Origin of the sequence: Devosia insulae DS-56 (genome assembly GCF_000970465.2) — a bacterium.
Classification (GTDB): domain Bacteria; phylum Pseudomonadota; class Alphaproteobacteria; order Rhizobiales; family Devosiaceae; genus Devosia_A; species Devosia_A insulae.
On the sequence record NZ_LAJE02000044.1, the window covers coordinates 1 to 21,666 of the forward strand.

Annotated in this window: 18 protein-coding genes, 1 tRNA gene and 1 riboswitch; of the genes, 9 read left to right on the top strand and 10 right to left on the bottom strand. The window is 63.6% G+C overall.

Annotation, left to right across the window (positions count from 1 at the left end; all coding sequences use genetic code 11):
- Together VW23_RS01725 and VW23_RS01730 are read left to right on the top strand one after the other, a co-directional pair.
- On the top strand, window positions 1-695 hold a 695-nt coding region (locus VW23_RS01725; protein ID WP_141728181.1), incomplete at its 5' end, for an ABC transporter ATP-binding protein.
- 274 nt (window positions 696-969) lie between these two features.
- A complete protein-coding gene (locus tag VW23_RS01730) occupies window positions 970-1,614 on the top strand; it encodes a hypothetical protein (protein ID WP_069907868.1) in 645 nt (214 codons plus the stop codon).
- Window positions 1,615-1,794: 180 nt separating this feature from the next.
- Here the strand turns inward: VW23_RS01730 and VW23_RS01735 are convergent, their stop codons facing one another.
- Together VW23_RS01735 and VW23_RS01740 are read right to left on the bottom strand one after the other, a co-directional pair.
- Window positions 1,795-2,622, bottom strand: coding sequence for a DUF5677 domain-containing protein (locus VW23_RS01735; RefSeq protein ID WP_069907869.1), 828 nt, complete (start codon window positions 2,620-2,622; stop codon window positions 1,795-1,797).
- A gap of 67 nt (window positions 2,623-2,689) precedes the next feature.
- Window positions 2,690-2,763, bottom strand: a tRNA-Gly gene (locus tag VW23_RS01740).
- Window positions 2,764-2,968: 205 nt separating this feature from the next.
- Here VW23_RS01740 and VW23_RS01745 point away from each other — a divergent pair.
- Complete coding sequence (locus VW23_RS01745; RefSeq protein ID WP_342029906.1) at window positions 2,969-3,310, top strand: c-type cytochrome; 342 nt, start codon at window positions 2,969-2,971, stop codon at window positions 3,308-3,310.
- Window positions 3,311-3,325: 15 nt separating this feature from the next.
- Here the strand turns inward: VW23_RS01745 and VW23_RS01750 are convergent, their stop codons facing one another.
- The 5 genes from VW23_RS01750 to VW23_RS01770 form a co-directional block, all read right to left on the bottom strand.
- A complete protein-coding gene (locus VW23_RS01750) occupies window positions 3,326-3,715 on the bottom strand; it encodes a cytochrome C oxidase subunit IV family protein (RefSeq protein ID WP_055887698.1) in 390 nt (129 codons plus the stop codon).
- Window positions 3,716-3,724: 9 nt separating this feature from the next.
- Window positions 3,725-4,435 (bottom strand): heme-copper oxidase subunit III family protein, encoded by a 711-nt coding sequence (locus VW23_RS01755; protein WP_069907871.1) that lies wholly within the window; start codon window positions 4,433-4,435, stop codon window positions 3,725-3,727.
- Between the two features lie 12 nt (window positions 4,436-4,447).
- Window positions 4,448-5,152: a cytochrome c oxidase subunit 3 gene (locus VW23_RS01760; RefSeq protein WP_069907872.1), complete on the bottom strand. Its 705-nt coding sequence runs from the start codon at window positions 5,150-5,152 to the stop codon at window positions 4,448-4,450.
- Complete coding sequence (locus VW23_RS01765) at window positions 5,149-6,939, bottom strand: cytochrome c oxidase subunit I (RefSeq protein ID WP_069907873.1); 1,791 nt, start codon at window positions 6,937-6,939, stop codon at window positions 5,149-5,151. The genes VW23_RS01760 and VW23_RS01765 overlap by 4 nt, the downstream gene beginning before the upstream one ends.
- An 81-nt stretch (window positions 6,940-7,020) precedes the next feature.
- Entirely contained in the window at window positions 7,021-7,842 is an 822-nt protein-coding gene (locus tag VW23_RS01770) for a cytochrome c oxidase subunit II (protein ID WP_069907874.1), read from the bottom strand.
- Window positions 7,843-8,222: 380 nt separating this feature from the next.
- On the opposite strand from VW23_RS01770, the gene VW23_RS01775 reads away from it, so the two are divergent.
- From VW23_RS01775 to VW23_RS01790, 4 genes are read left to right on the top strand one after another with little or no spacing between them, the layout of a single operon-like run.
- The gene (locus VW23_RS01775) at window positions 8,223-11,456 is read left to right on the top strand and encodes an adenylate/guanylate cyclase domain-containing protein (RefSeq protein ID WP_069907875.1); all 3,234 of its coding nucleotides are present in this window, start codon (window positions 8,223-8,225) and stop codon (window positions 11,454-11,456) included.
- Window positions 11,457-11,470: 14 nt separating this feature from the next.
- Window positions 11,471-13,159: an FAD-dependent oxidoreductase gene (locus tag VW23_RS01780; protein ID WP_201788002.1), complete on the top strand. Its 1,689-nt coding sequence runs from the start codon at window positions 11,471-11,473 to the stop codon at window positions 13,157-13,159.
- A 3-nt stretch (window positions 13,160-13,162) separates the two neighbouring features.
- A complete protein-coding gene (locus VW23_RS01785) occupies window positions 13,163-14,608 on the top strand; it encodes a sensor histidine kinase (protein WP_084645427.1) in 1,446 nt (481 codons plus the stop codon).
- Window positions 14,595-14,894, top strand: coding sequence for a UBP-type zinc finger domain-containing protein (locus VW23_RS01790; RefSeq protein ID WP_069907877.1), 300 nt, complete (start codon window positions 14,595-14,597; stop codon window positions 14,892-14,894). Before VW23_RS01785 ends, VW23_RS01790 begins: the two co-directional genes overlap by 14 nt.
- A gap of 65 nt (window positions 14,895-14,959) precedes the next feature.
- Here VW23_RS01790 and VW23_RS01795 read toward each other — a convergent pair whose 3' ends face one another.
- Window positions 14,960-16,048, bottom strand: a complete 1,089-nt coding sequence (locus tag VW23_RS01795; RefSeq protein ID WP_141728182.1) for a helix-turn-helix transcriptional regulator — start codon at window positions 16,046-16,048, stop codon at window positions 14,960-14,962.
- 98 nt (window positions 16,049-16,146) lie between these two features.
- Between VW23_RS01795 and VW23_RS28465 the strand changes: the two genes are divergently transcribed.
- Together VW23_RS28465 and VW23_RS01800 are read left to right on the top strand one after the other, a co-directional pair.
- Entirely contained in the window at window positions 16,147-16,329 is a 183-nt protein-coding gene (locus VW23_RS28465; protein WP_141728183.1) for a hypothetical protein, read from the top strand.
- A 589-nt stretch (window positions 16,330-16,918) separates the two neighbouring features.
- Entirely contained in the window at window positions 16,919-17,920 is a 1,002-nt protein-coding gene (locus VW23_RS01800) for a hypothetical protein (protein ID WP_141728184.1), read from the top strand.
- 592 nt (window positions 17,921-18,512) lie between these two features.
- Here VW23_RS01800 and VW23_RS01805 read toward each other — a convergent pair.
- Entirely contained in the window at window positions 18,513-19,904 is a 1,392-nt protein-coding gene (locus VW23_RS01805) for a hypothetical protein (protein ID WP_069907880.1), read from the bottom strand.
- Between the two features lie 471 nt (window positions 19,905-20,375).
- On the bottom strand, window positions 20,376-21,485 hold the full coding sequence (locus VW23_RS01810) for a 2'-deoxycytidine 5'-triphosphate deaminase (protein ID WP_069907881.1): 1,110 nt from the start codon (window positions 21,483-21,485) through the stop codon (window positions 20,376-20,378).
- Between the two features lie 101 nt (window positions 21,486-21,586).
- Window positions 21,587-21,665, top strand: a riboswitch (SAM riboswitch).
- The last annotated feature ends 1 nt before the right edge of the window (window position 21,666 follow it).

The window sequence follows — 21,666 nt, forward strand, 5'->3', positions numbered from 1 at the left end:
GCCAGCGCCAGCGCGTCGCCATCGGTCGCGCCATCGTCAAGGAGCCCAAGGCGTTCCTGTTCGACGAGCCGCTCAGCAACCTCGATGCGGAGCTCCGCATCAAGATGCGCAGCGAGTTGATCGCGCTGCACCAGCGGCTCGGCTCGACCATGATCTATGTCACCCACGACCAGGTCGAAGCGATGACCATGGCCGACCAGATCGTCGTACTGAACGAGGGCCGCGTCGAGCAGGTCGGCAGCCCGGTCGAGCTCTACGCGCAGCCGAAGAACCTGTTCGTCGCCCACTTCATCGGCGCCCCGCCGATGAACACGCTCAAAGGCACGCTGCGGCGCGTGGCGGACGGTGCCGCCGTGGAACTTGCTTCCGGCGCAGTGATCCCCCTGCCCGGCCGCCAGTTCGCATTCGCCGACGGCGCCAAAGTGACGCTGGGCATTCGCCCCGAGCACGCCGAACTCGGACAAGGGCCGTTCGAAGTGACCGCGACGACCACCGAGGTGCTCGGCTCGGGCACCATCGTCCATACCAAAGACAGCGCCGGCAACGACTTCGCCCTCGCGCTGCGCGGCATCAGCCACGTCAAGGCAGGCGACAGGCTTTCCATCCGGTTCCCCGAACATTTCGTGCATCTGTTCGATCAAGGGGGACAAACCATCGGCGCGCTGCCGGACTGGCGGGCGACTTACTTCAACTGAGCGCGGGGGTGTGGATGTCGGTCCGCCCCTCCCCGCATCAGGTCTGGATACGGGACCTTTGCACTCTTGGATTGCAATGAAGGGTTAGAGCGGATGAAGGGAAGCGAACCCTCGTCGTAGCTTGGGAAGGTGTCTCATCCGTCTTCTCACAATACCCCATCGGTACGAGGACGCTAACGATGATGAGGACTAATTCCATATGTCGCGTAAGCTACGCCCGAATGCCGCTTCGTCAAGGAATCGGCGGGGGTTAGCTTTCCAGAAGGGGCTCTGAATGGACTGGTTTTGGTGCGCCATGAACGCCACTGGGAAGTGGCTGTATGACTGGCAGACGATGGTCGCTGCCATCATCGCGTTGATCGCGGCATTGTGGACGATCGGCGTCATGCGCCGACAGATGAAGGACGAAAGCGACAGGCACAACGACGCCATGCGCCGCAAGCGGTTGGCGGCTCGTGCCCAAATGCCCGATGCTCTCAGCGAGCTTGGAGCGTATGTCAGAGGCTCTGCATCACGCCTCACTGGAAGGACGGAGACGCTGCCTCCGGAGCCCACATCTTCCATTGCAGCACTGAAGGAAGTCATTGAGTTCATCGACGATAAGGCTGCCGAGCGGACGTTCGAGCTCGTGTCCTGGTATCAGGTCCTCCGCGCCCGCACGAACCACGGCATTCCCACGCCTGGAACAGCAGCGTTTCCTGATCGAATGTACGATACGGCGCTACTGCAAACCTACATCAACAGTCTCTTCGACTACGCCCGGAACGAAGCGGACGATGTAGATACGGCGAAGCCTTCGCGCGAAGATATGATCGAGGGACTGAAGAACGCCTTCACGCTGGTCCACATGGTCCAGCACGAAGGGCTCTACGAGGGCGTTAAGGCGACCATCGTCCATCGGCACGCAGCAGCGGTGTGACCACTGTTATGCTGAAGGGGCTCATTCGGCATGAAGGAGATGGTCTCCGAGACCCACGAGGACGTGAGGGAGCTCAAGGAGATCATCCAGGCGATCCTTCGCGACCACGCTGAGAACACGAGCTTCCGGAAGAAGGCCATGTACGCGATCGCTCCGCTGGCGCCAGCCAAGAGCGCAACTTCAGTGCCTCTTTGGACCGTCGTCGTCCGGCCAAGAAAAGAGCTCTTCACGGGTCACGATCGGCACCGGGTAGAGCTTTTCGGCGATGTCGAGCAACTCCGTCGGCTCTTCGTCCTGCGAACCGTCCTGGACCCACACTTCCGTTGCAACCAGCAGGTTGATGAAGGTCCGCGCTGCCCAATAGCAGGCGAACTCTTCCCAGTAGCCGGCGAATGTACCGGACCCAATCGTCACCTTGCCCTTGCTGCCCCAGATGCGCCGCATGAGCTCGTGGGTCGAGAAGTGAACGAATGACGACGTGCCGTGGTAGAGGAAATTGTATTCCTTCTCCCTGCCCGCCGCTTTCGACACCCATTTGAACGTGGGCGGGCTCTTGTCCCATCCGAGCTTGGTTTTGAAAGCCATGAGTTCCTTCGCGACCGCTTCGCCATTTGCGGCATGGAACGCCACCTGCTCTGGCAGCCATCCGATCCGCAACGACGTGTTAGGTCCGAGATAGTCCGCCTGAGCCGTTACGCTCTTTGCGGCGCCACCGGCCGCCAGAAGTCGCAGAACGCGAGAGGCGTCCGACTTCACGGTGAGCAGATATTCGATCCAGATCATCTCTTCGTAGCTCGGCCGCAGCAGCGAAACGCCGAACGCGCCCTGCCCCGCTGCTGAAAGCGCCAGCTGAGCCTGCAGTGCCTCAAGCTGGCGGACGATAGCCGCACGTTGGATCAGACCGAAGAACTCATCTTCAGTCGGTCCGGTCCACTCGTGCTTCTTGAGAGGCTCTAGCTTGACTGCCAGCGCTTCGACGAGACGCTTGAGCTGATCGAGGTTTGACATCCGATGCTCCTTCCTAGAAGCCCGAGCCAAAAAGGAGCTAAAATCCGGGAACCTGCGCTTAGGAGCTTGGAGCGGGTGAAGGGAATCGAACCCTCGTCGTAAGCTTGGGAAGCTTCTGCTCTACCATTGAGCTACACCCGCGACAGGGACGTATGTGCCGAATGCGGGGCGCGGCGTCAAGGTGGGCTGTAGACTCGCTTTGGCGTTCCGTTCGCCCGCGCTATACTCACCCAGCTGACCCGACATTACCGGGAGCTGATTTCGATGCGTGGTCAGTCAGGGAGGTCGTGAGATGGTTCGGACTGCGATTGCAATTGCCGTTCTCTTACTGAGCGGCGGAGGAGCTTTGGCTCAGGGCGGCGACGCTGCGCTGGGCGAGACAGTGTTCAAGAAGTGCATGTCCTGCCACGCGGCGGGCGAAGGGGCGACGAACAAGGTTGGTCCTGTGCTGACCGGGGTGGTCGGACGGGCCGCCGGAACCTACGAGGGCTTCAACTACTCCCAGGCGATGAAGGATGCCGGCGCCGGTGGGTTGGTGTGGACGCCCGAGAACCTGGCGCAATTCCTCGCCAAGCCCAGGGATTTCGTCAAAGGCACCAAGATGAGCTTCGCGGGACTGGCGAAGCCCGAAGACGCGATGAACGTTATCGCTTATCTCGCGTCGCTATCGCCCCCACCAGCCCAGTAGGCCTTGAGGCCAGCTTCAATGCACGACCGGCGCGGGCACTGCGGGGCTCGCGCCGAAGAACTCCATGCGCGTGAAGAAGGTGTAGTCCGCCTCGAACGCCATCAGGATCACGAAGACCAGCACCAGCACCGGCGGCACCAGGATGGCGTAGCTGAGCGCCAGCCGCTCCCACACCATGTGCATGAACACGGCGATGATCAGCCCGGCCTTGCCCACCATCAGCATGAGGATCAGGCCCCAGCGCAGGTACCCCTGGAACTGCAGCAGATCGACCGCGTAGGAGCAGGCGCTGAGAACGAACAGCCAGAACCAGACGATCAGGTAGAGGCGGATGGGGTGCTGCTGGCCCTCGGCATGGTCGGTCGGGGCCGCGAGGGTTTGTGAGCTCATGTGTGCTTCAGCCATGATTGCCTCTCACCACAAGTAGAACAGCGCGAAGATAAAGACCCACACCAGGTCAACGAAGTGCCAGTAGAGGCCGGTGATCTCGACGATCTCCCAGCGGCCCTTGCGTGAGGTGAAAAAGCCCTTCTTGCCGGTGTCGAAATCGCCGCGCCACACCTTGCGGGCCATCAGCAGGAGGAAGATCACCCCGATGGTGACGTGGGTGCCATGGAAGCCGGTGACCATGAAGAACACCGAGCCGAATTGCGGCGCGCCCCATGGGTTCTCCCACGGGCGGACGCCTTCGGAGATCAGCTTGGTCCACTCGAACGCCTGCATGCCGACAAAGGTGGCGCCGAGCGCCGCCGTCAGCAGCATCAGCACCGTGGTTTTTACCCGGTCGCGGCGGTAGCCGAAATTCACCGCCATCGCCATGGTGCCGCTCGAGGAGATCAGGACGAAGGTCATGATGGCGATGAGGATCAGCGGCATATGCACGCCGCCGATCTCGAGCGCGAACACCTCGGACGGGTTCGGCCACGGCTCGGTGGTCGACATCCGCACCGTCATGTAGGCGATGAGGAAGCAACTGAAGATGAAGGTGTCCGAGAGCAGGAAGATCCAGATCATCGCCTTGCCCCAGGAGGCGGTCTTGAAGGCGGTCTTGTCGGACGACCAATCGGAGACGAAACCGGTGAGGCCTGGTTGCGGGTCGGTATGGGTCACGGCCGGATCGGACATGTGAGGCTCCCCTCAGCTCAGCAACTGCTGGCAGAATGCGACGAAATCACTGGCCCAGCCGGCCAGCAGGCTGAGCAGCACCATCCAGACGAACAGCATGAACAGCCAGTAGGTGGCGCAGAGCTCGACATTGAGCCGGACACTGTCGACACCGCCCCTACCCCAGGCCTTGATGCCGGCCCAGCCCAGCGCCACGAGGCCGCCAAGGATGTGGAGCCCATGCAGCCCGGTGACGAGATAGAAGAAGCTGTTGGCCGGATTGCCGTCGACGAGGTAGCCGGACGCCGCAAGTTCGCTCCAGGCGAACAACTGGCCGGCGAGGAAGGTGATGGCGAACAGGCCCGCCGCGACGAGCCCGAAGCGGAGCTGGGTCTGGTTGCGCTGGCGCACCGCCCGCTGCGTCCATTCGAGCGCGATGCTCGAGGCCAGCAGCATCGCAGTATTGAACCAGAGGATCGGCGGTACCGGCAACGGCTGCCAGTCGCCGAGTTCGCGGCGCATGAAATAGGCGCCGGTGAGCAAGGCGAAGAGCGAACCGATAACGGCCAGCAGGAAGCCGAGCCCGACCCGCTTGGCCGGATCGCGCGAGGCCGCAAAATCCGGAACGCCTTCGATCACCCCCTGCTCCAGCCACGGCTTCACCGTCAGCCGCTGGCGCGCCAGCCACCAGCCGGCGAGGCCGGCGATGATGGCAAAGAACATCACCACGACGCTCATGGCTTGGTGCCCTTACGCTTCCTGGGCGCCTCGGAGTGCGGCGGGTTGGTGCCGGGCTGGTTCTGCGGGATGAAGTCCTCGGCGGCGCCCGGCACGCTGTAGTCATAGGCCCAGCGATAGACCACCGGCAGTTCGCGGCCGAAATTGCCGTGCACGGGCGGCGTCTCGGGGGTCTGCCACTCGAGCGTGGTGGCTCGCCACGGGTTGCCGCCGGAGGGTTTGCCGTGCCGGATCGACCAGATCAGGTTGAAGACGAACACCAGCTGCGCCGCGCCGACGATCAGCGCCATCACGGTGATGAAGATGTTGAGATCATGCGCCGACGGCGGCTGGAACGAGATGTCGCCGGATTCGAAGTAGCGCCGCGGCACCCCCATGATGCCGAGATAGTGCATGGGGAAGAAGATCAGGTAGGCGCCGAGGAAGGTGACCCAGAAGTGGAGGTGCGCCATGGTGTTGTCGAGCATGCGCCCGGTGATCTTTGGGTACCAGTGGTAGATGGCGCCGAAGATCACCAGGATCGGCGCGACCCCCATCACCATGTGGAAATGCGCCACGACGAACATGGTGTCCGACAGCGGTACGTCGACCACCACATTGCCGAGGAACAGCCCGGTGAGCCCGCCATTGACGAAGGTGACGATGAAGGCCAGGGCGAACAGCATGGGCGGATTGAGGTGGATGTCGCCGCGCCACAGCGTGAGCACCCAGTTGTAGACCTTGATCGCCGTCGGCACGGCGATGATCAGCGTGGTGACGGCGAAGAAGAACCCGAAATATGGGTTCATGCCGCTCACATACATGTGGTGGGCCCAGACCACGAAGCTCAGCGCGCCGATGATGACGATGGCCCAGACCATCATGCGGTAGCCGAAGATGTTCTTTCGGGCATGGGTGCTGATCAGGTCGGAGACGATACCGAAAGCCGGCAGCGCCACGATGTAGACCTCGGGGTGGCCGAAGAACCAGAACAGGTGCTGGAACAGGATCGGGCTGCCGCCGTCATGCGGCAGCAGCTCACCCATCTCGACCAAAGCCGGCATGAAGAAGCTGGTGCCGAGCAGCTTGTCGAACAGCATCATGACGCAGGCGACGAACAGCGCCGGGAAGGCCAGCATGGCCATGACGGTGGCGATGAAGATGCCCCAGACGGTCAACGGCATGCGCATCAGCGTCATGCCGCGGGTGCGGCCCTGCAGCACGGTGACGATGTAGTTGAGCCCGCCCATGGTGAAGCCGATGACGAACAGGATCAGCGACACCAGCATCAGGACGATGCCGGATTCCTGGCCGGGGGTGTTGGAGAGGATGGCCTGCGGTGGATAGAGGGTCCAGCCGGCGCCGGTCGGGCCGCCGGGGGTGAACCAACTGGCCACCAGCACCAGCACGGCCAGCAAATAGGTCCAGTAGCTGAGCATGTTGACGTAGGGGAACACCATGTCCCGCGCCCCCAGCATCAGCGGGATCAGGTAGTTGCCGAAGCCACCGAGGAACAGCGCGGTGATCAGGTAGATCACCATGATCATGCCGTGCATGGTGATGAACTGGTAGTAAGCCGCGGCGTCGATGAAGGTAAGGAAGCCGGGGAAGGCCAGCTGCATGCGCATCAGCCAGCTGAGCACCAGCGCCAGCATGCCGATGGCGAGCGCCGTACTGGCATACTGGATGGCGATCACCTTGGCGTCCTGCGAGAAGACGTAGCGCGTCCACCAGCTGCGCGGATGATAGAGTTCGACATCCGGAAACTCGGCGGCGTGGGCATCGGGCCCATGAGTGGCGTCGACCATCAGAGTGCCTCCTCGCACTTCGTCTGATGCAAAATCGCGCCCGGAAGTCCCGGCGGCCTCGAGCGTTTTGTTCGAAACGCTCTAGTCGATCGTGGCCGTCTTGAGCACCTCCGGGGCATAAAGCTGGGCGTAGGTCGACTGGCCGGCGAGCCAGGCGTCATAGTCTTCCTGGGTGTCGACCACGACGCCACCGCGCATATAGGGGTGGCCGGTGCCGCAGAGCTCGGCGCAGAGCACTTCGAACTGGCCGGTGCGGGTGGGGGTGAACCAGAAATAGGTGACGGCGCCGGGGATCATGTCCATCTTGGAACGGAACTCGGCGACGTAGAAATCGTGCAGCGTATCGACCGAGCGCAGCAGCATCTTCACCGGCTTGTCGATCGGCAGGTGCAGGTAATCGGCCTCGATCAGCACATCGTCATGGCCGTTGGGATCGTCGGGCTTGATGCCGTAGGGATTGTCGGCGGCAACGAGCCGGGTGTCGGACAGCCCCAGTTTGCCGTCAGCGCCGGGCAACCGGTACGACCATTGCCATTGTGCGCCGACCACTTCGGCTTCGGTGGCTTCGGCCGGCACCGTGATGAACTGGCCCCAGACGAACAGGCCGGGGATCAGCATGGCGGCAACGCCGACCGCAGTCAGCCCCATCAGCCAGTTCTCGAGCCGCTTGTTCTCGGGTTCGTAATCGGCCTTCTGCCCGTCCTTGTGGCGGAAGCGCCAGACGCAATAGGCGACGAACAGCACCACGGCCGCGAACACTGCGCCGGTGATCCAGAAGGTGATGATGATGGTGTTGTCGATATAGCCCCAGTTGGAGGCGATCGGCGTCCACCACCAGGGGCTCAGGAAGTGGAATGCCACCGAGCCGACGACGATCAGGACGAGAACGACTGCTACGACCATCCCACTCCCCCTCCAGAGGGCAGACGATGAGGCAGTCGGCGCCTAATGCGGGCGCAAAACAGACATCGGGCGCAGCAGGGTTTCTGCTCGTCTTCGGCCATGCATTGGCGCATCGCTACAGAGCAAACATGGCCCGTATGGTCTCAGGCCATATAGAATCGGAGCCATATTTGCTTTAGGCACCGGCACTTAGGACTTGATGATCACATCGGTACACGGGCTTGTCAATTGCGACCTATTCTCGCAGCCCAGCCGATGACCGGACCACGACGCTACCGCAACCGTGGCTTGTTTGGACCAGTTCTGAACGCTAAGGTACCAACAGGACTTGTAGCCGGTGGGGCTTGACGTCCGACCGGCGGGTCCATCGAGAGATGGCGATGCAGACGTGTCTCAAGTGCGGTTTCAGCAACCCGGACGCGGCTAAGTTTTGCGCCAATTGCGGTAATGCGCTCGAGGTCGCCCGACCCGTCGAAGGCGAACGCCGTTTTGCGACGGTGCTGTTTGCTGACGTGGCGCGCTCCACCACCATTGCCGAGCAGATGGACCCCGAGGATTGGGCCGGCATCATGAATGGCGCCTTCGCTTTCATGAATGCGGCGGTCTCGCACTATGGCGGCACGGTCTCGCGGCTGATGGGCGACGCGGTGCTGGCATTGTTCGGCGCGCCCATCGCGCATGAAGACGATGCCGAACGGGCGGTGCGCGCCGCACTCGAAATGCAGGACGCGGCAATGCGCTATGCCGGTGGCATCAAGCAGCAGCACGGGGTCGATTTCGATTTGAGGGTCGGGATCAATACCGGCATGGCGGTGCTGGCCTTTGTCGGCGATGCGATCAGAACCGAGTACACGGCGCTCGGCGACGCCGCCAATATTGCGGCGCGGCTGCAGTCGGCGGCCGAACCGGGCACGGTGCTGATCAGCGCCGATACCTACAAGCTGGTGCACGCGCTGTTCGATTTCCGGCCGCGCGGCCGGATCGAAATGAAGGGCAAGAGTGAGGCGGTCGAGTGCTACGAGGTCGCCGGCATCAAGGCGGTGCCCGAGGCGACGCGGGGGCTCGAAGGGCTGTCGTCGCCGCTGGTGGGCCGAGACCGTGAGATCGGGCTGCTGCGCGACCGGTTGAGTGACCTCACCATGGGCATCGGCTCGGTGGTGGCGGTGATCGGCGAAGCCGGCCTCGGCAAATCGCGGCTGATCGCCGAGTTGAAGCACCTGCGCGACGCCCTGCCCGAACCGCGGCCGATCTGGCGGGAATCGCGGGCTATCTCCTACGGCCAGTCGGTGCCCTACTATCCGTGGCGACAGCTGGGTCGGGTCATCGTCGGCGCCGACGACATGGATGCGGCGCCCGCCGTGCGCGACAAGATTGCCGCGTGGGTCGAGCGGCTGGGGCTGAAGTCGAGCGATATCCCGTTCTACGAAACGATGATCGCGGTGGAAGGGGATCAGAGCCGCATGGCGCTCCGCGCCATGTCCGGCGAGACGGTGGTCAACGGCGTCGCGGCAGCGATCGTCAACGCCATCAAGACTGTGATGCACGCCGACAGCGGCATGACCCCCTACGTGATGGTGATGGATGACCTCCACTGGTCCGACTCGGCGACACTGGAGCTGATCGCCCAGGTGGCGACGCTGGCGGCGTTCGAGCCGATCATGCTGGTGACGATCCTCAGGCCCGACAGGAAAGCGGCCAGCTGGCAGCTGCTGGATCGGCTGCAGGGGAGCCTGGGCAGTAGTTTTTCGCGCATCGATCTCGAACCGCTCGATGCGGCAGGTTCGAGCGAGTTGCTGGGGAACCTCCTCCACATCGAGGACCTGCCCGAGAGCATCCGGGCGCAGATCCTCGAGCGCTCCGAGGGCAACCCGTTTTATCTCGAGGAAGTGCTGCGTTCGTTGATCGACGGTGGCCAGGTGGTGCGCGAGGACGAGCACTGGCGGGCCACCCGCGCCATCCTCGAGGCAACCATCCCCGATACGCTGGCGGGCGTGCTCAGTGCACGCATTGATCGGCTGCCCGACACCACCAAGCGGGTGGCGCAGACGGCGGCGGTGATCGGCCGGGTGTTCCAGCACCGGGTGCTGGAATCGGTGCTGCAAAGTGGGCCGGCGCTGGAGCGGATCGAGCATATTGAGCCGCACCTCGCGACCCTCAGCTACGAGCAACTGGTGCGCGAGAAAGCCCGCGACCCCGAGCGGGAATACATCTTCAAGCACGCACTTACCTGCGAGGCGGCCTACGACCTGCTGCTGCGGTCGCGGCGCAGGGACCTCCATGCGCGCTGCGGCTCGGCGCTGGAACTGTTGTTCGCCGAACGGCGCGAGGAGTTCGCGGCCATGCTGGCGCATCATTTCGAGGAGGCCGGCGATCTCGAACGGACATTGCAATATGCAAGGGTCGCCGCCGACAATGCGCGGCGGGTCTACGCGGTGCGCGAAGAACTCGAGCATCGCGACCGGATTCTGTCGACGCTCGAGAAGATGCCGAGCGCCATGCCGGCCGACCTGATCGATGCAATTCTCGAATGGGCCTGGGTGCGCAATCGCCGCGGCCAGTACGAGGGGATGCTGGAAAAGATCGAGCAGGCGGTGCAGATCGCCCGCGAGCTCGGCGACAAGCGGCGGCTCGGTCTGGCGCTGTCGTGGATGGGCAACGTCCACATGGTCACCGGCTTCCCGTCACGCGGCTTCCCCTATCTCGAACAGGCGCAGTTGCTGGCAACGGAGACCGGCGATGACCAGGTGCTGCTGCTGCCGCTGTTCATCGCCACCTGGTCGCTGGTCGAGCGGGACGCCCGCTCGGGCGAAGAAAAGCTGGCCGAAGTGATCGAGATGGCGCGCAAGCAGGACGCGCCGGATATCCTTGGCCACGCCCTGACCTATCGGGCGATTGCGCTGGCGCGACTGGGCCAGTTCGAGGAAGCCAATACATTGGTCGAGGAGGCGTTGGCGCTGATCCCCACCATCGGTTCGCCGGTGAAGCGGGCCGACGTCCACATCGGCGCGAGCATGGCTTACTACGACATGGGCGAGATCGAGCGGGGGCTGGAACACGCGCATATCGGCGCCGACCTCGCCATGTCCGCCAATGGTCTCGAATGTGCCTGCGCCGGATATTTCGGCGTGGGGCGGGGCGAACTCGACAAACGCAATATCGACGATGCGCTGGCGCAGTTCCGGCGCTCGCTGAAGCTCGCCGATGCAGTGGGCATGGACTATTATATCAACCTGATCCGCGCCGGCGTGGCAGAGGCCGAGTTCGAGCAGGGCTCGATGGATTCGATCGAGAAGCTGCGCGGCGCCATCGACAGCGCGCGCTCGACCGATGACGACTTCGTGGTCGCGGCGCTGGCCATGCCGTTTTCACGGGCGCTGCTGCGGCTCAAGCGGGCAAGCGAGGCGCGCGAGACCATCAGCTCGGCGATCGGCTATTTCCGCCGCATGGACCTGAAGCCATATCTCGCCAACGCCCTGAGCGTGCTTGGCGATGTTGCCGATGCGCTGGGCGAGCCGGAGGCGGCGGCCGAGGCGCGTGAAGAGGCGGCGAGCCTCAGGGACGAGATCAAGCTGCCACTACCGGCCGCTCCCCTGCCCCACATCATCCAGGCCTAGCGATGGAAAAACCGGTGATCCTTGCCGTCGACGACGAACCTTCGGTTCTCGCCGCGGTGACTCGCGACCTGAGGCGGCACTACGCGGCGAGCTATGATATCGAGCGTGCGGCCTCCGGGGCAGAAGCCCTCGAGGTGCTCGGAGAGCTCAAGCTGGCCAACCGGGTGATCGCGCTGTTCATCGCCGACCAGCGGATGCCGCAGATGAGCGGCGTCGAGTTCCTGGCGCGGGCAATGGAGCTCTACCCGGACGCGCGGCGCGTGCTGCTCACCGCCTACGCCGATACCGACGCGGCGATCCGGGCGATCAACGAGGTGAAGCTCGACCACTACCTGATGAAGCCGTGGCACCCGCCGGAAGAGCAGCTCTACCCGGTGCTCGACGACCTCTTGGACGACTGGCGGGCCAACTATCAGCCGGTGTTCGAGGGGGTGCGGGTGGTCGGCCATCGCTGGCTGGCCGACGGCCACCGGGTGCGCGACTTCCTCGCCCGCAACCTCGTGCCGTATCGTTGGCTCGACATCGAAACCGACGCCGAGGCGACGACGCTGCGCGAGCTGGCGGGGGCCGCGGCGGAACCACTGCCGCTGGTGATCCTCGCCGACGGCACCGCACTGTCGCGCCCGACCATCGCCGCGCTGGCCGAAAAGGTCGGGCTGCACACCCATGCGGTGGCCGAAACCTATGACCTGGTGGTGGTCGGGACCGGGCCGGCCGGATTGGCAGCGGCCGTCTATGGTGCGTCGGAAGGCTTGCGGACGCTGCTGATCGAGCGCGAGGCGCCCGGCGGGCAGGCGGGCACCAGCTCGCGGATTGAGAACTATCTCGGCTTTCCTGTGGGACTCAGCGGCGCCGACCTGACGCGCCGCGGCGTGCAACAGGCGCGGCGCTTCGGGGCGGAGATCCTGACGCCGGTCGAGGCGCTGAGCCTCGAGACGCGGGACGGCTACCACATCCTGACGCTGAGCAATGGCAGCAAGGTCGCGGCGCAGGCGCTGATCGTCGCGACCGGGGTATCGTATCGGCTGCTCGATGTGCCGGGAGCGGAGCGGCTGTCGGGCGCCGGGCTCTATTATGGCGCGGCGATGACCGAGGCGATGGGGACGGCCGGACAGGATGTCTTCGTCGTCGGCGCCGGCAACTCCGCCGGCCAGGCGGCGCTGCACCTGGCGCGTTACGCCCGCTCGGTGACGCTGCTGGTGCGTGGAAAATCGCTGGCCGACAGCATGTCGCAATACCTGATCGAGCGGATCGAGGAGGCCGAGAACGTCGCGGTACAGACCGGCGCCTCGATCCATGCGCTGGTCGGCGAGGCAAGCCTCGAGGCGGTGGCGGTGCTCGACAGCGCCAGCGGCGCGGTCACCGAGGTGCCGGCGCGGGCGGTGTTCGTGTTCATCGGCGCCTCGCCCCGCACCGACTGGCTGAAGGATAAGCTGCAGCTCGATGCGCAGGGCTTTATCCTTTCGGGAGCGGACCTGGTGCGCGAGGCTGGTCGCAAACCGGAGGGCTGGTTAGCGGAACGCGAGCCGTTCTGGCTGGAAACCAGCGTGCCGGGGATTTTCGTCGCGGGCGATGTGCGGCGGCAATCGACCAAGCGCATCGCTTCGGCGGTCGGCGAAGGGGCGATGGCGGTGACCTTTGTGCACCAGCATCTGCGTGGCCCTGCCCCGGCGCAGCGACCGCCGCCGGCGGCCGGTGGCTGAGCCATGCCCGCTGCCGCCACCGATTTGGGACACGGCACCGACCTGATCCGCCAGGTGCCGATCTTTGCCGAACTGAACGAGGCCGAGGCGAGCGAGCTGTGGCATGCCGGCGAGCGAGTCAATGTCGCGCCTGGCGAGGTGTTCATCCGTGAGGGCGAGCAAGGCGGCTCGCTTTACATCATCCTCGTGGGCGCCGTGGAGGTGACCAAGCAGGATGGCGAGCATGAGGTGACGCTGGCGACGCGCGGGCCGGGGGAGTTCCTTGGCGAAATGTCGCTGCTCGAGCAGGCAGCCCGTACCGCGTCGGTGCGGGCTACCGAGCCGAGCGAGTTGCTGGCCATCGGCTCGGAGGCATTCCGGCAGTTGCTGGCGCGACGGCCGGAGGCGGCGGCAACGCTGCTGCGCACGGTGACCTCGCGGCTCAGAAGCACCGAGGCCTCGCTGGTGCAGTCGGACAAGCTGGCGGCGCTGGGCACGCTGGCGGCCGGGCTGGCGCATGAACTCAATAACCCCGCGGCGGCGATCCAGCGCTCCACTGGCTATCTCAGCGAAGCGTTCGAGGGGTGGCGGCGCCGCACGGTCGAACTCAGCATGCTGGCGATGACACAAGAGGAGCGGCAGGGCTTGGCGGAGCTGGAGCGCAGCATTGCCGATTGCCGGGCGACCCGCTGCTCGGACGCCGAGGCGCGGCGGATCGAATCCCGGCTGAGCCAGCGGCTCGAAGCACTCGGGATCGCCGAGCCCTGGGAAATCGCTCCGGCCATGGCGGCCTATGGCTGGTCGGTCGAGCGCCTCGAGCCGGTGCTGGCCATCTTCGCCGCGGCGCATGTCGACCCGGTGCTGCAGTGGCTGGGGCGCGGACTGGCGGCGCAACAGCTGATGGAAGAAATCGAGGTCGCCTCCAAGGCCATCTCGAGCATCGTTCGGTCGGTGAAGTCCTATGCCTATCTCGACCAGGCGCCGGTGCAGGATGTCGATATCGCCATGAGCCTCGACGATACGCTGATGATCCTCAACCACAAGCTGAAGCAAGGCGTTGCGGTCACGAGGATGTACGAGCCGGCACTGCCCCGGATCGAGGCCTATGCCGGCGAGCTGAACCAGGTGTGGACCAACCTGATCGACAACGCCGTGCAGGCGATGGGTGGCGAGGGCCGGCTCGAAGTGGGAGCAAAGCGGCTGGGCGATGAAGTCGAAGTGCTGATCGCCGATAGCGGGCCGGGTATCCCCGAGGAGGTCGGGCGCCGCATTTTCGAGCCGTTCTTCACCACCAAGGCGCAAGGCGTCGGCACGGGCCTCGGACTCCACATCGCGCACAATATCGTGGTCAACCGGCACCGCGGCCGCATCAGTTTCACCTCGCGCCCCGGGCGGACGGAATTCCGCATCGTGCTGCCGTTGCGGCTCGGCCACCCGGCGACACCGGAGAAAACCTATGTCGTTCGATGAGGTCGGGCGCTGCGCGCATGACGCACTGATCCGCGATGTCGAGCCGAGTTCGGCCGACACCTGCCCCGAGTGCGTGGCGCGCGGCGAGGAGTGGGTGCATCTGAGGGTCTGCCTCGTCTGCGGCCATGTCGGCTGCTGCGATGAATCGCCCAACCGCCACGCCCGCCGGCATTTTCACGCCACGGGCCACCCGGTGATCCAGTCGTACGAGATCGGTGAGAACTGGCGCTACTGCTTCATCGACGATGTCGAGCTGCCGGAGGGGGAGCCGTTGCGCCGACGCTGAGGGAGGACGGCTGGTCCGGCTCGGCGCCCAACGCCCCGACCTGGGTCATAATAGTGGCGCAACTCTTACAGGCAGGTCAGGGCGAGACGCGTCAGCAGTGACACCAGCTCGGATTGACGGCGCGTGCCAGTTTTCCGCATGACGCCGACCAGCTGATTGCGCAGCGTCTGCTTGGAGACCTCGCGCTCCCTGGCAAAGTCGGCCAGGGTGTCGCCGTTGAGCAGCGCTTCGGCCAGACGGGCCTCCGATTCAGTGAGCGAGAAGGCGCGCCACAGCAGGTCAGTGGGCAGCGACGACATCTCGAGGCTGCCATGCACTACGAGCATGACCAGCGGGCCTGGATCGAGAATGGCGTCGTGCAGCTGATAGTGCTGTCCACCGCGCACGGCGAGACGCGCGATGGCGAAGTAGCGCTCATCGTTACTCGGCTCGCTCAATTGCAGCACCGAGGTCGGGGTGCGCCGCGACGAAATCACCTTGAGAACCAGGTTACGCAAGCTGGCGTCGGAACGCTCGTCGGTGGCGCGCAGCACGCCATCAGCGCTGCTGAACGGCCCTTCGTGCTGCCGTCTCAGGCTCTCGGCATGGAAGTTCGAATAGTGGATACGCATGTTCGCATCGACGAAGAACACGGTGAACGGCAGATCGGCGACGACCCCCTCCAGATAACCGCGGCCATCGGCGAAGCGGCTGCGCCCGACGATTTCGAAGGCTCGACCGAAATGCTGGGCGGCCTCGCCCAGGATGCCGGCGATGCGGGGACGCAACTCTGCCTGACGTTGCGGCGAGTAGTGTATGGTGACCGCCAGTTGGCGAGCCCCTTCGCGCAGCACCACAACGCCGCTCGAGGCGGCGAAATCGCCCTGCTGCGACAGCCACTCGCGATGAAAGCGGCCTTGCGCCGCCTCAGCACGATCGACGAGCTGATCATCGTGGAATAACTGATGGGTGGCGACTTCGGCAGCGCGCCGCGTCACCGGGTTGAGAGCGGCATAGGTGGCAATATAGCTCGCCACCGCCGGTGGCGTGAGACCCCGCTGAGCAAAGGCCAGATTGGCCCCACTCGCGATATCGTCGCCTGACGCGGTGACGAGACATCCGGGGAAGCTTGCGGCCAGGATGTCGAGAATACTGTCCCAGTTTGAGCGGCCCAAGGCCATCTCATAGATGGCACTGGTCAGACTGTTCTGAGAATACCCCATAGACTTACACCTGTACTCATAGGCGCCCCCGCCGCTCCTTGGCGCCCGCAGTGGCCGTACGCGTGGCCCTGCCCCTGTTGACCTTCACCGGTGCGGCCTCATCATGCACCGGCATCCCTTTCCGGATCATCTCCGATCCGGTCACCTCCGCAGTCATTCGTCAGAACGATTGCGTTGATTTCTCCACCTCGACGGCGAACAACTGCCCGCCCGGCTTCGATGACAACAAATAGGCCGGATAACCCTCCGTTAGCAATCTATATACCATATAAATGGTTACCGCGACGCCGGTAATCCGCGATGGTAGCGGTCACATCGGCGCGACCAACAGGCAATGTCTCCTGCCACCAAAGGTGGCCGAAGACAGGCTGCAGCCGTGCCGAGACGACAGCGCTCTGCAGCTAAATCATTGCACTGGCAAAACTAATTCGACGAGCACCTCAAAACGAGAGCGCCAATGGGCGATCTCGCCAATCGCAAGGCTTACGACAGGAGCCGCCCCCAGCCGGATGCCCTCACCTTCGGTACGGTACGTTCATACCAATACACTGCACTTTCGCGCTACCGCGTTGAGCGTCGGTCGCTCGGATCGCTCAATCGTACTGCAATTATCACAGATATACCAAGATCGACGCATGCTTATGTGCGAATACCACCAATATGACGGCTCAATCTGGTAAATGCATCCCGCCAAGGGCGTTCTATTGCATAGTTTCTATACGCTAGATTGTTTGGCCAAAAACTCCACATGCGCTTTGATAGTTTTCAACAGCAAGCCGGCTTGGATTACGGCGCTGGGCTATTTTTCACATGGAGGAATACATGCGTTCTGTTCTACTCGCTGCATCCGCTCTGGCGATGGTCGCCGTTACCGCGGCTCCTGCGCTCTCAGCACCGCCGGCTGGTTGGCCGAAACTGATCGTCAACCAGAATGGCAACGGCAATTACGTCGTGAACAGCCAGTCGGGGAACGGCAAGAGCAAGTTCGACATCTATTCGGATGGCGACAACAATGTCGGCGTTAACACTCAGAAGGCCGGCGGTGGCTGCATCTTCATTATCTGCGCGTACGGCGAGAACAACGACGTCGTCACACAGTACGGCAACCGCAACAAGACCGACGTCAATCAGGAAATCGGGCTCGGCAAGAACAACTCCAACATTCTGCAGGACGGCAATCGCAACTCGGCCAAGGTGAAGCAGAAGGCCACCGCTGGCCTGCTGAACTCGAACATTCAGCAGCAGGGCTCGTGGAACAAGGCCGATATCGACCAAGAAGCAACTCTCGGCGCGCAGGACTCGACCGTTTATCAGGTCGGCCTGGGCAACTACGCCAAGAAGAAGCAGCGTAGCACCGTCGGGGCCAACACCTCGTTCACGCTGCAGGCCGGCGCCCTCAACTACTCTGACACCGACCAGAAGGGGACCAACGGCGAGGCGACTGTCCAGCTTGGTATTCTCAATGGCGCGAAGACCAAGCAGGACGGCGACCTAAATGTCTCGCTGACCGGCCAGCTTGGCGTTCTCAATGGCTCGGTTACCGACCAGAAGGGCGATGAAAACACCGCCGTTACGCTGCAGGGCGGTGCGGTACAGTTCTCCAAGACAAAGCAGGAAGGCGACGGCAACAGCGCGGCGACCGTCCAGCTCGGTGCGCTCAACACCTCGCAGACCGACCAGCACGGCAACGACAACGAGTCGACCGTGGTGCAGACCGGCGTCGGCAATGCTTCGCATGTCGACCAGAATGTCACCAACGGTGGCTGGTCGTCGGTCAGCCAGACCGGCAACGGCAACACCGTGATCAGCTACCAGAACAACTGATAGCTGCCATTGATTGATAGGGGCGGCGCCGCAGCAATGCGGTGCCGCTCTGCGTTCTAGGATGCCTTCTCGGGAGCGGCGGCGTAATAGCCGCTCGACTGGGTGGGTTTGCATCGCTTTCAGGTTACGCGTGCCACATCGTATGCGGCCTGCTGGCCACTCGAGGCCGAGCCGGCCTCCGTCGGCGACCATCATCCATGAGGACGGAAGCTCCACAGAGCGTAGGCGGCAGACGGCCTCGCCGGTGCTGCTCTTGTCGGGGAGCAACGGAGACGCCAGGTGCGGCGTCGAACCCCAAGCGATTTCGTCGTCCCTGCACCGCAGCAGACGTCAGCCTGGAGCCCGCCGGTCAAGCTTCGTGCTTCAGGGAATCGGCCCCCGGCGTCCACAGTATGGGCCCGTCTCCCCTGCCCGTTTCGTTAGCCGAAGCTCGGCCCCGCAACAGGCCTGATCGCGCGATTCACGCCGCCGGCCATCTTCCAACGGCGGGACCAGTTGCAACCGATAGATCCATCGCGGGGGTGTCCAGCGGGACTAAAAAGTAAGAGGGCGGCACAAGTGCCGCCCTCTTACTCGAAAACGGATCCCGAGGTCAGAACTGACCGGTCAACGACGCGGTCAAACCGAAGCCCCACATATCGCCAAAAGTCAGCGAGGCAGCAGTGCTGGCTGGCGAGTCATAAACAGCCTCGCCTTCGTCCGATCCGGGCGCGTATGTATTCGTCGACAGGATATCATCAGCGCTGCCAGGCGAAGCCACGGCGACACGCGAGAGATACTCCACAGAGCCACCAAAACCGATCTGCATCGTGTCGGAAACCGCAAACGACAGACCGGCCTGTCCCTTGGCGCCGAACGCCATGCCGGAGTCCTCGATCGAACCGCTTTGAGCCGTCACGCTGTCGCCATCGACCGGGATGCCCGCGACGCCGCTGCCACCCTCAATGCTGTAGGTGTCGCTCCCCGACAGGGTGCTGTTGGCGTAGTAGATGTTGCCCTCCGCCCCCAGGGTGAGGGTCAAGGTGTCCGAGAGCAGATGCGACAGGGTAAACCCCGCGACGCCGCCCAGATAGTGCGTCGTGATATCCTGTTCGCGATCGATTGACAGCGTCGGATAGACGGTGAGACCACCATACGGCGCAGCCGCTTCTGGAATATCGATCGAGATCGAGGTCTCGGAGCCCTGCGACATATAGCGGTAGCTCGGACCAAAGAAGCCCTGCACCTGCGTGGTCTCATCGGTAGCCTTGCCGAGGCCGAGCGTAATGTCCGCACCAGCGTAAGCGAAGGTGCCGCTGGTCTCAGTCGAAATCTCGAGACCCGAAATGTCGCCCGACGCGACGAAGATTCCACCTGTCGAACTGGCGATGAAGCCGTAGCCTGCCGAGCCAATGTCCGCGGGGCCGCCGCCCGGATCTGGACCATCCGCGTCTGCGCTCGTGGTCCGCGCCGCAAAGATGAAGCCGCTCGGTGTGGGCTCGTACTGTCCTGCGTCCGTAGCCGCATCGTCGCCTATGACAGAACCAGAGTAACCGCCTGCGTTGCTGCCCTCGAACGACACCAGAACATCCGAGGAAACGTCATCTCCACCAGACGGGTTCGTATCAATACCGATGTATCCCGCTGGCGTCGTAAACCCAGGGATCACTACCACGCCGGGTTCGTCGTAGGTCCTTACAACAGAGGAGCCAGAGATATTGCCGTAGGTGATGAAGCCGTTGAAGCCGATAGAAGCGTCAAAATCGCCCCACTGTCCGATACCGGCAGCCGCGCCCAGGCCGACCGTGCCGCCAATCACTGTGCTCTCGACGGTTTCCGCCTCGCCATCGACGATTGCACCCGTCGCGACGTCAGGCAGGTTGTAGTAAACCGCGCCACCGTTCAGCGACAGAACGAAATAATCGGACGCCGCCTCCTGCGCCAGTACCGATGTTGTCGTGAGCAGAAGCGGCAATGCCGCCAGCGCAAACTTCGTAACCGTCATAACGTCCCGCTCCCCGGACCTAACTTTGTCAAGTTGCTCTCAAACTGCCGCTTTTCAGCCGCAAAGTCGAGGCCTTTTGCTGTTCAACCGTTCTAGACGATTATGCTTAATAACCCGTTAGTCGCGGGGACGCAGGCGTTTTCCCATCAGTGCTACTCCCTTGCAATCTAAGCGCTTTTCCTTCGATGTACGTGTCAATGCTGACGGCGTTCGCTCCGATCCACGAAAGCCAGGGCGTTGCTGATCAGCAACACAGTCGGGCGCTTGCTGCTATCGACACAGGAGGCGGGTCGAATCGGCGCGATGTATTGCGGCGCCCCCACGTCGAACTCTGCTGTTGATCGTAGCGACACGAACAGCGCGCAAAAGACGTTTCGCGGCGGGCAATTGGCCAAGCACCGTATTTGCCGCGCGCCCGGATCGCTCTACAGGCGCGATGAAGTAGATCACGCCACCAGAGCTTCGCCGGTGCTAAATGGCGAACGGCTTGAAGTGCTTGCTCAGTTTCAGCGTCTGCGCCTGGTAGTTCGAACCGAGCCCGGTGCCGTAGAGCCGGTCGGGGGCTTCGGCGAGGCGCTCGTAGATCAGGCGGCCGATGGTCTGGCCATGGCCGAGCAGGAACGGCACCTCGCGGCTGCGGACTTCCAGCACGGCACGGCTGCCGGTGCCGCCGGCGGCGGAATGGCCGAAGCCGGGATCGAAGAAGCCGGCATAGTGGACGCGGAACTCGCCGACCAGCGGATCGAACGGCACCATCTCGGCGGCATAGGCCGGCGGCACGTGCACGCTCTCGCGCGACACAAGAATGTAGAACTCGTCGGGATCGAGGATGAACTCATCGGTGCCGCGCTTGATCAGCGGCTCCCAATAATCGAGGACATCGAGATTGTCCTTGATGTCCATGTCGATAACCGGGGTGTGGCGCTTCGAGCGGAAGCCGATGAGCCCGTTGCGGTCAGTGCCCTTCAGGTCGATCGACAGCAGCACGCCCTCGCCGACCTCGGCATTGGCGTCGAACACCAGCGTTTCGACATTGTGCAGCGATTTGTGCTCGAACAGGGTGAGCCGGCTATCGCCGACGCGGAAGCGCATCTGGCTGAGGCGCGAGCCGGTGCGCACGCGAACCGGGAAGGTGCGCGGGCTGATCTCGAGATAGAGCGGGCCCTTATAGCCATGCGGCAGCGTGTCGAAGCCGCGGGCGTGGTCGCCGATGACGCGGGTGAAGACATCGAGCCGGCCAGTTGAGCTCTTGGGGTTGGCGCCGGCGGATACCGTGTCCGGCAGGTTCAAGCTTTCCTGCAGCGGCACCAGATAGACGCAGCCGCGCTCGAGCACGGCGCTGTTGGTGAGATCGAGCTCATGCAGCTTCAGCGTCTCGATGCGCTCGGCGACGGTGTGTTCGGGGCCGGGCAGAAAGCTCGAGCGGATGCGATAGGCGATTTTGCCCAGCCGCAGGTCGAGGCTCGCCGGCTGCACCTGGTCGGCGTCGAACGGACGATCGCTGACGATATTGCCGCGCGCCGCCAACCGCTCGATGAAACGGGCGGGAAACACGCCCTTGGCCCAAAGCTCACTATCCAATGGTTTTCCCCGCAACCTGGATACATCCCCTAGCAACCTGAGGCGTTGACGCCAAGACGCCATGGGTCGTATATCCACGCTATGCGCCTTTGCGGTGACGCTCGGGCCTTGGTGGTGATTTGGCCGGTCTGATTGCAGCCACCTAAAACAAGTCGCTAAAGGGACCTTCGAGCCGGCCGCC

Coding starts and splice junctions, on each gene's coding strand:
- VW23_RS01805 (WP_069907880.1), bottom strand. CDS start 19,904: ATGACGGTTACGAAGTTTGCGCTGGCGGCATTGCCGCTTCTGCTCACG.
- VW23_RS01775 (WP_069907875.1), top strand. CDS start 8,223: ATGCAGACGTGTCTCAAGTGCGGTTTCAGCAACCCGGACGCGGCTAAG.
- VW23_RS01765 (WP_069907873.1), bottom strand. CDS start 6,939: ATGGTCGACGCCACTCATGGGCCCGATGCCCACGCCGCCGAGTTTCCG.
- VW23_RS01755 (WP_069907871.1), bottom strand. CDS start 4,435: ATGTCCGATCCGGCCGTGACCCATACCGACCCGCAACCAGGCCTCACC.
- VW23_RS01800 (WP_141728184.1), top strand. CDS start 16,919: ATGCGTTCTGTTCTACTCGCTGCATCCGCTCTGGCGATGGTCGCCGTT.
- VW23_RS01735 (WP_069907869.1), bottom strand. CDS start 2,622: ATGTCAAACCTCGATCAGCTCAAGCGTCTCGTCGAAGCGCTGGCAGTC.
- VW23_RS01790 (WP_069907877.1), top strand. CDS start 14,595: ATGTCGTTCGATGAGGTCGGGCGCTGCGCGCATGACGCACTGATCCGC.
- VW23_RS01730 (WP_069907868.1), top strand. CDS start 970: ATGGACTGGTTTTGGTGCGCCATGAACGCCACTGGGAAGTGGCTGTAT.
- VW23_RS01770 (WP_069907874.1), bottom strand. CDS start 7,842: ATGGTCGTAGCAGTCGTTCTCGTCCTGATCGTCGTCGGCTCGGTGGCA.
- VW23_RS01750 (WP_055887698.1), bottom strand. CDS start 3,715: ATGGCTGAAGCACACATGAGCTCACAAACCCTCGCGGCCCCGACCGAC.
- VW23_RS01760 (WP_069907872.1), bottom strand. CDS start 5,152: ATGAGCGTCGTGGTGATGTTCTTTGCCATCATCGCCGGCCTCGCCGGC.
- VW23_RS01785 (WP_084645427.1), top strand. CDS start 13,163: ATGCCCGCTGCCGCCACCGATTTGGGACACGGCACCGACCTGATCCGC.